Source organism: Flavobacterium aerium, from assembly GCF_030766725.1.
In the GTDB taxonomy this organism is placed as follows: Bacteria; Bacteroidota; Bacteroidia; order Flavobacteriales; family Flavobacteriaceae; genus Flavobacterium; species Flavobacterium aerium.
In genome coordinates this window covers 131,169-144,784 of record NZ_JARQWR010000005.1, presented here as the reverse complement: position 1 = coordinate 144,784, position 13,616 = coordinate 131,169, and the positions used below count along the sequence as shown (strand labels likewise).

Genomic DNA, 13,616 nt, shown 5'->3' with positions numbered 1-13,616 from the left:
TCGATTTTATTCGTAAAAAGCTAGTATTTGATTTGCTGTAGCTTCATCTTGTACTTGGTCTTTTAAGAAGTATCTTAAAATTTCTAATTGATCGTCGTTAGGATTATTTCTTAAATGATTTAATAATCCTTCTTTGCCAGAGGAATGAATAAAATTCCAGGTAACGGATATACTATCTGATTCACAGGTCACGTCGTGGAACCAACCGGATGGGAAAAGGATAATTTCTCCGGGTTGCAATACATCTTCATAATCAGGTTCAATAGCAGAAAAAGTAGGGAATTTTACATGATCAACATTTATCAAATCAACAAATTCATTATTTTTCATTACATTATTTTCTTTATTGGGATGAAATAAATAAATTTTCTTCGTTCCATAAAACTGACATAATAAGGCATTACTATTGAAAGGATCTTTATGTAATCTTGTTCTTGCTCCTTTTCCAGAAATAAAAATTCCTTTATAAGGATATTGAAAATCTGTTATACTTCTGGAGTCTTCTTTTTTACAAAATGGGACACTTAAATCATTATGAGGAACAAAATATGGATGGCTCCAAAATTCTTTTAATTTAGAAAAAAGATTATCTGACCAAAAAAAATCTACATCTTTTAATTGTGTATACCATCTAATATACTCTTTTGCTTTTTTGTCTTGATCAAAATTTTCTTCAAAATATTTTGCAAGTGTATCTACATTTTGCAAGTCAAACAAATCATTGTATATCTGTACTAATTCATCTCCAAATTGTTCTTTTAAGTATGGAGGTGTAAATTTTTCTCTATCCCAATCTTTCATTCCGTCAGTTACAATTACTGGCTTGTTTAAAATTAAGTACTCATTTATAAACTCCTGTGTTGATATATTTGCTATCCTTTTCACTTTCATTTTAAAATAATTTTTATTGGTTATATATTTTTTACTTCTTTTTTAGGGAAGATCCACCTGAAATATTTTTTTCGGTCACAACTGCATTTCCTTTATAACTAAAATTACTATCGCCTTTTGCATTACACTCAATAGAATTATTTACAGTTAATTTAGCAGAGCTATCACCAGATAAATTTGCTTTAATATGATCTACTATTAAATCATAATTTTTAATTTCACTATCACTAGATAATCTAAGGTTTAGGTTTTCTATATGCCCTTCTATTTTAACTTTAGAATCATCTTTGGCAGTTATAGTCCCTTTTTGAACTTTAACCTTTCCTGAAAATGTACTGTCATCATTTAATTTTATATCTAAATGCTCTGATACGATTAGAGATTTCACTGTAATGTTTGAATCATCTATAGCTATAAAATCAAAAAATGGTTTACTCTTTACATACAGATTTAGTATTTGTTTTCCTTTAAAAACTAAATTATGTTTTTTGTATATATTGAATATTCCTTCAACATATTCGTAGTGTATATAATTATGTAAGTTGTTATTTGTTTCTATAATAATTTCTTCTTCAGTTTCAGAAAAAACAATATTTACATTAAAATCATTTGATACTTTCAATGAATGAAAGCTTTCATAAGGGATTATCTTTTTAGTAATACTAGAATCTAATCGAACCTCTTGAAAAGTTTCATCTCTCTTTGGATAGATACTTAATTTCATAAGTGTTTATATTTAATGAATAATTAGGAATTTGATGTAATTAGGAATAATTACATGTTAAAAAAACATTACTCTGATTGTTTATTGTTATGCTTAATAATTCTGATAAAACTCTTCATTTATACTCTTTATGATATGTGATTCAAAGCTGTCAGATTCATTTTATAAATCACCTCATCTATAAGTACATCTATAACATCTATATATGGAATATCTGTTGTTATATAATCGTATCCTATTTGAGCTTCTGTACATCCTCCTATTATTAAATCAACTCCTTTCATTTTAAAAGCGTCAATAGCATCTTCAAAAAGGGCATAGGATTCATTCGAAATTATTGAAGATTTGAATCCTTCTTTTCCATAAACAGATTTCATAAACTTTTCTTCTTGTTCAAAGTCATCTAGGGTAATTAACTCAAAAGATGATTTTGCGAAAATTTCATGAAAAAGTTTCGATTTTATAGTTCCTGTTGTTGCTAAAAGTCCTATTTTCTTATAGTTACTATGTTTTTCTTTTATCGCAGCAAACACCAGTTCTATTGGATTTATAATATTTTCTTTAACGGAGTTTTCAAGTTGATTAATAAAAAAATAGGACGTTACACACGTAGAAACAATAAAGTCAACATCGCAATCTTGTAACTTATTTATAGATCTTTTCAACTCTATAAGAGGACATTCTTCATCATAAACAATAGCTAAAGTTCTATCAGGAATTTTACTATTGTTATGTAAAATAAATTCCGGAAAATCTTGGTCACTAGGTGCATTTATACGCTCTATAAGCTTATTCACAAAAAGCAATCCTGCTCTTGTACCCATCCCAGAAATAATTCCTAAAGTTTTAGTTGGCATTGTATAAAGATTATGATTGATTTTAAATGAGTGACTTATTAATTATAACTACTTTGAAAGTTTTTTTCTTTTAATGTATAAATTACTTGCTCTAATTTATCAAGTCCTTTCTCCAAGTTTTCTTCTGTAATAGTAAGTGCTGAAAGTAATTTTACTACTTGTCCAGTATTTCCACAAGTTTCAATGATCATACCTTGTTCAAATAATGTTCTGGAGACTTTAGATGCTTGTTCTCCTGATTCGAATTCTATTCCCCAAATCATTCCAAGTCCTCTTACGGCTACAACAGCTTCTGCATTTTTAAGAATAGTAAGCAATTTTGTTTCTATTATTTTAGCTTTATTTTTAATCATATTAGAAAAAGTCGGATTTGTCCAATAATCCAAAGCTTTCGTTGCTCCACATAAAGCTAAATTATTTGCTCTGAATGTCCCGTTATGTTCTCCAGGTTTCCATATGTCTAATTCTGGTTTCATTAAAATTAATGACAATGGAAGTCCAAATCCACTAATCGATTTTGATAATAAAACAATATCTGGTGTTATACCGGCTCTTTCAAAACTGAAAAAATTACCTGTCCTTCCACATCCTACTTGAATATCATCGACTATTAATAAGATTCCATTTTCATTAGCAAAGTGTTGTATTTTTTTTAACCATTCAACACTAGCAATTTTAATTCCCCCTTCAGCTTGAATAGTTTCTAAAATAATTGCTGCTGGAAGGTCATTACCTGAGCCCTTTGTCACTACCATTTTTGAAATATACTCCATTGTATCAATGTCAGTTCCTAAAAATCCATCGAAAGGAAAAAAGAGAATATCTTGTGAAGGTATATCGCTATGTTTTGCTTCTTGACTTCCTGAAAGTGCTAAAGAAGTAGCAGTCATTCCATGAAATGAATTTGTAAATGAGAGAATTTTTTTTCGTTTGGTTACTTTCCTTGCCAATTTTATAGCAGCTTCCACCGCATTTGTTCCTGAAGGACTAGGAAATTGTATTTTATAATTAAGATTTCTTGGCTCTAAAATGACTTCATTAAATTTATTTAAAAATTTTAATTTCATTACAGTATCCATATCCAAACAATGTATTGGAGAATCGGATTGTATAAAGTCAATAATTTCTTGTTTTAAAATATCATTATTATGGCCATAGTTTAAAGCTCCTGCGCCACTAAAAAAATCTAAATACTCTACGTCTTGGTCATCTATTAGAATATCATTTTTAGCATATTTGAAAGTAGTTGGAAATGATTTTGAATAACCACTTACATTCGATTCATTTGTTTTGTTGATCTTTTCTGCGTTCATTTTTTTTAAGTTTTTAAGTTTATTTTAATAATAAGGAGACATTTACATATACTATATTCTCATACTTTTCAAGAAACTATGATTAGTATTAATTTAAATTGATTGTATTTTTTATTTATTTTTTAGACAGTATGATTCTAGGCAATGATATTATTGAAATATTATATTGCTGTTATTTCTAGTACTTATTCTAACTATTGTTTGAGTTATTAAACTTCCTAAATGATTATGGCATTGGTTGTTTTTTGTATTTTTTGAAGACTTATTATTTTCAGAGAAACTTCTATTTCTTTTGCTACGGCTTCTACGCAAGGATTTTTAAAGAAATCTTCGATACTTATTTCAATATCATATATTTTATGAAGTCTTTTTAATAGAGTCATTGCTTTTAAGGAATCGCCTCCCAGTTCAAAGAAATGATCTTTAATCCCAATTTCTTTGATCCCAAGAAATGACTGCCACAATTCAGTTATTTCTTTTTCTAACGAGGTTTTTGGTTCTAAAAAATCCATCGTAATTGTAGGGCGATCAGAAACTGGCTCTGCTTTTTCTTCCTCAATGGCCTGAATTTTATTGAATTGTTTCTTTAAAACAGTATTTGGATCTCTCGCTGAAATTACTAATTGCGGAAGTTCGTTTATATAGAATGATCTTTCGAATACTTGTATTAATTTTTCGTTGTTAATTCTATTCTCTGAAATACCATCTAAATTGACACTAAACCAGTTTTTTAGTTCTTCCGATTTATTTCTAATAAAATTATCGATGAATTTATTTGCTACAGCATAAGGCCCATATCCTAACCCTCCCAGAATTGATGCTAAACTCGATGTTATCCATACAAAGTCAAGTGGGCGTTCTTTGAAAATTGAATATATATTTAATGTACCGTTAATTTTTGGATTGAATTGCTGATGTACTATCGAAGCGTTTACATTTTCTACGGGTTTAAATGTATGGCTCAAAACATTTCCCGCAGCATGTACTACACCAGAAATGATTCCATGTTCTGTTTCAATTTTTTGAATTGCTTCAGATAAAGATTCATAATTAGAAACATCAGCAGTGTAATAGAATACGTTTTTGTTTGTTGCTTTTAATGCCTGCAATTTTGTAATACTTGTTACTACTTTTTCATCTAGGTCTTCTTGCTGTAAATATTCTTCCCATTGCGCTTCAGAAGGAATAATGCTTCTTCCTAACAGAATTATTTTAGCATTATATTCTTCTCCTAAATGTGTTGTTAATACCTGCCCTACTTTCCCTAAACCACCTGTTACAAGATATGTTTTGTTCGGTTTTAAATACGTTTTATTTGGTGTTGTTGGTAGTTCTATTTCTTCATAGTATTCTACCCATTTAACATTGTTTCGGTATGCAATGCTTCTTTCTGTTTCATTGTATTCTAAATCAATACAAATTTCATCTATCAGTTTTGTATTCGTTATATCATTTTCATTAGTAATATCTATAGTACTAGTAAAAATGATAGGATTCTCTTGTGCGCAAATGTCAACGATAAATTGAGCTGTACTATATCCTAAATTGATTTTTTCATTTCCAAATACAGTTCTGTTGAAGTCAGATATTATTGTAATTTTCTTTCTCTCATTTGAGTTGTGATTGATTATATTTTGACTGAGATAAAGCAATGTCATAAAGATTTTCTCTATTTCTTTTTGATCATCCCCATTGAAATTCCAATTGAAAATTATATGATCTAAAACCGTTTTTTCTTTTTCTAGAGCTGCAAATAAATTTTTGAAATCTTCTTCTTCAATTGGGTTTAATTCATATCTATTATTTGATATTTGATTGAAGTATGCTCCTTTTTTAACTGTTATAATTGTATTATTTTCTGCAGTAAGTTTATCACTAATCGCTTTTGTCAATTTTTCATCCTCAGAAAATAATAAGTACGTTTTTGATAAAGTTTCAGTTGAAGTATTATTCAACGTAACTGCCTTTTTCCAACTAGGAATATAGAACCAAGTATCAAAAGGTTTGATCTCTGTTTGAAGTATTCCACTTTCTATAATTTTCTGGAAAGGATCAATTTTAAAATCTAAAGCGTATTTATCAAAGTTGTATGTTGGAGCATTAACTTTATATCGTATTTCATCTTTGTAGTATGCATTCCAATTAATTGATATTCCATTTGCCCATATTTTACCTAAAGCGTTTGTAAGTGTATAGTTATCATTATAAACCTCTTTTGGATGCCTTAACAGGTTAATAGAGTTATGTGTATTAGAGTATTTTTTACTTTGTAAAATGATAGTTGATAGTGATCTACCTGGGCCAACTTCTATAAAAGCAAAATTTGTATTGTTTAATAGCTCATTTATTCCATCATTAAATCTAACAGTTTCTCTTAAATGTTTTACCCAGTATTCAGAAGAAATAGCTTGCGATTTTGTTATTTCTTTTCCAGTTAAATTTGAAATAAAAGGGTATTTAGGATGTGATAGTTGTATCTTGTTTACAACTTCTGCATAATCTTCTAATATAACATCCATCATGTTTGAATGAAATGCATGTGATGTTTTCAATTTAGAAAATGGAATTTCTTTTGCTTCAAGAATTTCACTAAAATACTGAATACTTTCACTATTTCCAGAAACTACACAGGTATCAGCAGTATTTACAGCAGCAATAGCTAAATCATTAGGTAGTATATTTTTTATTTCATCATTTGAAATTCCGATGCTTAACATTGATCCTTTTTCAACTTTCTGCATCAAGCTCGCCCTTTCAATAATTAAGTCTAATCCATCTTTAAATGTAAATACCTCAGCAATACAGGCTGCCACATATTCCCCAAGACTATGTCCTATCATATATTTGGGTTCAATTCCCCATTCTATTAAAAGCATACCAAGCGCATATTCTATTAAAAATAATGCAGGTTGCGTATAATAAGTTTCATTAATTAGACTTTCATCTGTATCATTTTTTAAATTATATCCTAAAATTTCTAAAAAATCATGTCCTGTTTTATCAAATAAAATTTCAGCTCCTTCATCAATTATCTTTTTAAATACTGCTTCATGAGCGTACAAGTCTTTTCCCATTTTGAAATATTGACTTCCTTGTCCTGGAAAAACAAATGCTACATCTTTTATACTCGCTTTAGTAACTTTATTATAATTTTCGTTGCTTCCTTCACTTGAATGATCAACTGCATTTTTATACACCAAAAAGTTTCTATAGTTGAATTCTTGTCTGCCTAATTTTAATGTGTAAGCTAGATCATTTAAATTCGTAAATGATTTATAAATATATTCAGATAACTGGTTACTATAATTTTGTGTTGCTGTTTGTGTTTTTGCAGAAAACGGCAATAGTTGATAGGGTCTAGAGACACTTCCTCTTATTATTTTTGGTGCTTCTTCCATAAGCACATGTGCATTTGTTCCACCAATTCCAAAACTAGAAACCCCAGCTCTTAATGGAATTCCATTCTTTGATTCCCAAGATTTTAATGTTGCATTTACATAAAATGGTCCTTTTTCAAAATCTATTGCAGGATTTGGTGCATTGAAATGCAATGACGCCGGAATCATTTTATTATTTATTGCTAATGCTGTTTTTACCAATCCAGAAATTCCTGATGCATAATCTAAATGTCCAATATTTGTCTTTACAGAACCAATAGCACAAGAATGTGATGCATCGTTTTCAAAAGCTTTGTTAAGTGCTTCAATTTCTATAGGATCACCCAATTTAGTTGCTGTTCCATGCGCTTCTATGTAGGAGATCGTATCATAAGGAATGTTTGCAAATCGGTGAGTTTGCTTTATACACTCATACTGTCCTTTTACACTTGGTGCTGTATATCCTACTTTACGTTTTCCATCGTTATTGGTTGCCGATGCTTTGATCACCGCATAAATAGGGTCATTATCTTTCAATGCTTCTTCTAATTTTTTTAAGACAACTATTGCGCCTCCTTGTCCAGAAATTGTACCGGAAGAATCTGCATCAAAGGCTCTACAAAGACCATCTTTAGAGCTTATCATACCTTCTTCATAAAAGTAAGCCGTATTGGTATCTGTTATATAACGTAAGCCACCAGCCATAGCTATAGAACATTCTTGTAATAGTAAACTTCTACAAGCTAGATGAACACTAGTTAGCGACCCTGAACAGGCAGAATCGACAACATAACTAGGACCTCTTAAATTTAAATTGTATGATATTAATGTACTCGCATAATTTTTATTGATGATGTGAGACATGAAGAATGGATTTACATCTTCATTTCTTTTTAAGAGACTATGTGCTATCCATTTTACATTATCGCTTACAGCTAAAAATAATCCTATTTTCTCCTTGTATGTCGCAACATTACAACCTGCATCTTCAAGTGCCATCCATACCAGTTCATGAAGTGCTCGTATTTGAGGATCCATAATATTTGCTTCAGGTTTTGTATATCCAAAAAACGGGTAATCAAATGTATCAGATCCTTCAATATGAGATTTAAGTTTTACATAATTCGGTATTTTAAGGATGTTTTTACTAATCCCTACATCTAACAACTCTTGATCTGTATAAAAATCTAAGAAACTATTTCCGTTCTTTAAATTCTCCCAAAACTCATCTGGCGTTGAGACTTTTGGATATTTACATGAAATACCTATGATTGCTATATCTTTTTTCATTTACTTATTTTTTGTACTATATTAAATCCAAGAAGTTGTCTATTTCTTCAGATAAATTTTCGTTAATTTCTTCCTCAAAGTATTCTTCTTCCTTCTTCTCTTCTACTATACTTGCACATTGACTTAATACTAGTTCTACTATATTTGGATATTCAAACATGGCGGATGGTTTAATTTTTAAATCAAGTGTTTTATTTATAATCGTTAACGTTCTGATTAGTAATATGGAATTCATTCCTAAATCGAAAAAATTTTCTATCGTACTAATCTGACTTACCTTCTTATCTAATATATCTGCAATGATTTCTGTAATTGTTGTTTCTATCTCGTTTTTAGGAGCTACGTAAGTAGATTCTTGTAAGGAACTCTCTAATACATTTACATTTAATAATGCTTTCCTATCTATTTTCCCATTAGAATTAAGGGGTAATGTTTCTAATTGAATAATTTTTTTAGGGCACATAAAATCAGGAATCTTATCTGTAATATAATAACGTAAGTCGTTTAACTCTTCCTGTACATCTGAAACGATATAGGCTATTAATTCTTTTCCTCCGAATTTGGTTTCTTTTGCTAAAACTATAGCTTCCTTGATTGTACTTTTACTTAGGAAATGATGTTCAATCTCTTGTAATTCAATTCTAAATCCATTAATTTTTACTTGGTTGTCTCTTCGTCCATGAAATTCCAATGTTCCATTAGGAAGCCACATTCCCATATCTCCTGTTTTGTATAGCTTTTCTCCTGATTTAAATGGGTGGTCTACAAATTTTTCAGCAGTAAGTTCAGTTCTGTTTAGATAACCTTTTGCTAATCCAATTCCTGATACACAAAGTTCTCCTTCTATTCCTATTCCACATAATTCTAATTGCTCATCAAGCACATACATTTGCATGTTTTGAATAGGTTTACCTACTGAAATATTTAAACGTTCAGGAATGGCATCCATAATATGTAACGTAACATCGTCTGATGCTTCTGCTGGACCATATGCATTCACTAGTTTTATTGTTGGATACTTGATAAACCAACGTGTTAATAAATCTTTGGTTATTGTGTCTCCAGTTACTAATAGATAGTTTAATCCCTCAAAAGAGTTTCGCTCAAGACTTTCATCCATATCTAATAAAACTTTCAAGTAACTCGGAACTGTTTGAAGAATTGTTGGTTTTTCTTCGTGTATTCTATCTAAAAACACTTTTGAACTGAATACCGTTTCTTGATCGTAAATACTTGTAGTCCCACCCACGATTAAGCTGTTTAGTAATTGCCAAACTGAAATATCGAAGGTATAAGGTGCATTTTGAATGATAATACTATCCGAATTTAACTCTAATTCAGATTCCATTGCATATAAGTGATTCATCATCCCTTTGTGTTCAATCATTACTCCTTTTGGGTTTCCTGTAGACCCGGAAGTATAAATGATATAGGCTAAATCATCAGCAGTTATTTTCATCGAACTAAATGGTTTCGCAATATTCGGCAATGCTTCTAAGAAAGAAGTTATCACATTTCCATCAATAATATTTTTACACTTACTATCATTTAAAATATATTGTTTTCGTTCTTCAGGATAAGAAGTATCTACAGGAATATATGCACATCCTAATTTAAATATTGATAGGACAGAAATCATTAACCAATGTGTCCTATCAATATTAATGACGACAAAGTCTCTTTGATTTAAGGCATATTCATCTTGTAAGTATAATGCAAACTTATCCGTAAGTTCATCTAATTCTTGATATGTAATTTCAATATTGCCATTTTTAACCGCAATTTTGGTTGGTGTTTTTTGCACATATGATTGAAATATATCCAAAAATGAAGTCTCTTTGGGGAAAGCTACATCTGTAGCATTAAAATCAACTACTAATTCTTTTATTTCAGCAGTTGATAAATATTTTGCTTTACCAATCTGTTCCGCTGGACTTTGCAAAAGACTTGTAAGTAATTCTTGAAAATGCAACATCATGTTTCCAATCATTTTATCTTCATATATATCAGTATTATAGATTACTTGAAAATATAATTCATCATCTACTTCAAGGAAATCAATCACCATATCTAATTGAGCAAATGCAAATCCATTATCTTTTATAGCATCCTTTTCATTTTCGACTATAAAAGTTTGGTCTCTTTTCTCACCATCGATAGTTTGCAAAGTCAACATAATGTCAAACAAAGCATTTCGACTTGTATCTCTAACTACAGACAAGTCTTTTAATAATTCATCAAAAGGAAATTGTTGATGATCAAAAGATTGTATCACATTTGTTTTTACAGCTGTAAAAAAATCATTAAAACTCATTGCACCATCAATCTCGTTTCGTAATAGTAATGTATTGATGTAAAATCCAATTTGGTCTTTAAGATCTGCATGGTGTCTATCTGCTATAGAAGAGCCGATTATAATATCTTGCTGATTTGTATATTTATAAAAGAGTATATTCCAGACAGCCAATAACCCCATGAATAAAGTTCCATCATTATTAAGGCAATATCTTTTTAATAAAACTACATCATCTACATTCATTATCGTACTTAATCGTTTCCCTTTGAATGTAAAGCTTTTAGGTCTATTTTTAGTGCGCGGTAAATTTAATATTGGCAATTCACCAGAGAGCTTGTTTTTCCAATATAGCTTACTTTTATTAAAAGAATCGTTTTTCAATTGTTTCAATTGCCATGCTGAAAAATCTTTGTATTGTATTGGTAATTTTGGTATTGTAACTAACTTTTTATTCAAATAGGATTCATAATATGCAACCACATCTCTATTTAGAATTTCCATGGATTGTGCGTCACAAATAATATGATGTATGTTATAATAAAAAACATAATAATTATCTGAGAATTGCAATAAGCTCATTCGAATTAAAGGACCACATTCTAAATCAAAAGCTTCATCATTATCATTTGCTATATAAGATTGTATTGTCGAATTCTTATTATTTTCATTACGAAAATCCTTGTAGGTTAATTTAAAATTTAATTCTTTTCTTTCTTTTATATATTGTTTTACTTCACCTTGTTCATCTTTTTTAAAGATTGTACGTAATATTTCATGTCTATCAATAACTGCGTATATTGCTGTTTCGAATGCAGTTATATCTTGTATTTCAATTTCCATAGAAACGGGCATGTTATAAGCCCTAGATGCCACATCAAACTGACATAAAATCCAAAGTCTATATTGAGCAGATGATAATATATAACCATTTTCACTTAAAGTTATTCTTTCAATATTGTTGAATTCTAAAGTTTTTGACTCAAGTATGAGTTTTGCCTGCTCCTCTACTTTATTTTTTATAAAAAGATCATTTATACTTAATGAGACATTGAATAATTGATGTAGCTTCATTTTAAGCTTAATTAGTTTTAAGCTATTACCTCCTAATAAGAAAAAACTATCATCGATTCCTATATTTTCTATATTCAATATGTCTTTCCAAGTATCAATTAAGAGTTGTTCTGTTTCATTCCTTGGCTTAATTTTTTCTACTTCATTTACAGGTTGTGCAATTAATATTTGCGCTAAAGCTGATGTATCAACTTTCCCATTTGAATTAATTGGAAATTCGTTTAGCTTCACAAAAACAGAAGGAATTTCGTAATGAGATAGGAATTGTAAACAATGTTCTCTTACATCATTTTCATTTATATCATTCGACATAAAAAAACAAACTATTGAAATATTATGTTCTGCATCTTTATCAAGTATGCATTTTACCATTTTTATTTCTTCAAGTTTAACGATCGTTTTCTCTACGTTATTGATATCTACTCTAACACCATTTATTTTTACCAATCCATCTTCTCGTCCTAAAATAAGTATATTTCTATTAGCATCATATTTACCAAAATCTCCTGTTTTATATATGATATCCTTTTTAGGAATTAGCGGATTTTGGACAAATCTTTCTGCTGTTTGTTCCTCATTTTTGTAATATCCTTTAGTCATGTATGGCGTTCTAATATAGATACTACCTTCTTCATTAATGCGGCATAACTCATTTTTAGAATTTAAAATCAATACCATTGTATCAGATATTGGCTTTCCAGCACTCACTGTATCTGAAGGATTACCGTCTAAAGGGTATTTTACGCGAAAAAAAGTCTTGACTAATGTTGTTTCTGTAGTTCCGTAAAGATTTATGATACAAGTGTTATTCCCATATCTATTTTGCCATTCTAAAATGTCTTTATTATATAGCTTTTCTCCAGCCAACAGTAAGTATTTTAAATCTTCAAACTGTTTTACATCTTCATGATTTACCTTATTTTCGATAAGTAAAAGACGTAACATTGTAGGTATTGTATGAAGGACAGTCACTTTCATTTTGATTAGCCAATCTTTCAATTCAATAATATTCTCTACTGTATTCTTACTTGGAATGCAAATACATCCACCAGTAGTAAGAGCTAAAAATATATCTCGTAAAGATGCATCGAAAGAAAGCGAGGTTAATTGTCCGATTCTATCATTTTCAGAGATATTAAACTCTCTTGTTTCCCAATTGATAAAATGACTTAAACTCTCTTGTTTCCCCAATACTGCTTTTGGCATTCCTGTTGACCCAGAGGTAAAAAAGATATAGTTTGCATCTTCTCCATCAATTTCAACCTCAGGGTTTTCATGAGATAATCTATATGTTACATCTAATCGTTCGTATCCTGAAGAAGAATGCTTCATATAATAGAAACTCATTGTTCCTACATCATTTATAGCAGCAACAATAATTTCTGGGATGACGTAAACAAACATTTCATCGTAGGCATAAAGAAGTTTTAAATTATCTTCGGCTATGATTATTGTTTTAGGTTGAATATTTTCATAAAGAGAATGCCAATGATTCTGATTGTATTTTTGGTCAATAGGTAAATATATAGCTCCTGTTTTAAAAATCCCAAGCAGAGCTATTATCTGTGCTAAAGAATCATTTAAAAATACCGCAACAACATCCTCCTTTTCAATATTTCTTTTAATTAGTAAATCTGCCAGTTTATTGGATTCTTTATTTAATCCAAAATAAGACAACTTTAGCGTTTCAGTTTGCACTGCAGTAGCATCTTTTTTAAGCTGTGCTATATTTTCAAAAATATTATGTACTACTTTATTATTCATTGTAAATATGATTTTATAGTTTTAATCTTAAAC

At 29.6% G+C, this 13,616-nt stretch carries 5 protein-coding genes and 3 pseudogenes; all 8 read right to left on the bottom strand.

Annotation, left to right across the window (positions count from 1 at the left end):
• Positions 1-6: 6 nt before the first annotated feature.
• Positions 7-891 (bottom strand): cupin-like domain-containing protein, encoded by an 885-nt coding sequence (locus tag P6733_RS08545; protein WP_306352325.1) that lies wholly within the window; start codon positions 889-891, stop codon positions 7-9.
• Between the two features lie 31 nt (positions 892-922).
• On the bottom strand, positions 923-1,615 hold the full coding sequence (locus P6733_RS08540; RefSeq protein WP_306352324.1) for a GIN domain-containing protein: 693 nt from the start codon (positions 1,613-1,615) through the stop codon (positions 923-925).
• A gap of 128 nt (positions 1,616-1,743) precedes the next feature.
• Positions 1,744-2,472 carry an aspartate/glutamate racemase family protein gene (locus tag P6733_RS08535; RefSeq protein ID WP_306352322.1) on the bottom strand — a complete coding sequence of 243 codons (729 nt, stop codon included), beginning with the start codon at positions 2,470-2,472 and terminating at the stop codon, positions 1,744-1,746.
• Positions 2,473-2,510: 38 nt separating this feature from the next.
• A complete protein-coding gene (gene ectB, locus P6733_RS08530; RefSeq protein ID WP_306352320.1) occupies positions 2,511-3,785 on the bottom strand; it encodes a diaminobutyrate--2-oxoglutarate transaminase in 1,275 nt (424 codons plus the stop codon).
• A gap of 218 nt (positions 3,786-4,003) precedes the next feature.
• Positions 4,004-8,452 carry an SDR family NAD(P)-dependent oxidoreductase gene (locus P6733_RS08525; protein ID WP_306352319.1) on the bottom strand — a complete coding sequence of 1,483 codons (4,449 nt, stop codon included), beginning with the start codon at positions 8,450-8,452 and terminating at the stop codon, positions 4,004-4,006.
• A 16-nt stretch (positions 8,453-8,468) separates the two neighbouring features.
• A pseudogene (locus tag P6733_RS18050) lies at positions 8,469-8,756 on the bottom strand (acyl carrier protein); the annotation flags it as partial.
• A 114-nt stretch (positions 8,757-8,870) separates the two neighbouring features.
• Positions 8,871-10,223: pseudogene (locus P6733_RS18045) on the bottom strand (amino acid adenylation domain-containing protein); the annotation flags it as partial.
• Between the two features lie 117 nt (positions 10,224-10,340).
• A pseudogene (locus tag P6733_RS18040) lies at positions 10,341-13,583 on the bottom strand (condensation domain-containing protein); the annotation flags it as partial.
• Positions 13,584-13,616 lie beyond the last annotated feature (33 nt).

Bases quoted from the DNA above. Each gene is read 5' to 3' on its own strand.
- P6733_RS08545 (WP_306352325.1), bottom strand. From the start codon at position 891: ATGAAAGTGAAAAGGATAGCAAATATATCAACACAGGAGTTTATAAAT.
- P6733_RS08540 (WP_306352324.1), bottom strand. From the start codon at position 1,615: ATGAAATTAAGTATCTATCCAAAGAGAGATGAAACTTTTCAAGAGGTT.
- P6733_RS08535 (WP_306352322.1), bottom strand. From the start codon at position 2,472: ATGCCAACTAAAACTTTAGGAATTATTTCTGGGATGGGTACAAGAGCA.
- ectB (WP_306352320.1), bottom strand. From the start codon at position 3,785: ATGAACGCAGAAAAGATCAACAAAACAAATGAATCGAATGTAAGTGGT.
- P6733_RS08525 (WP_306352319.1), bottom strand. From the start codon at position 8,452: ATGAAAAAAGATATAGCAATCATAGGTATTTCATGTAAATATCCAAAA.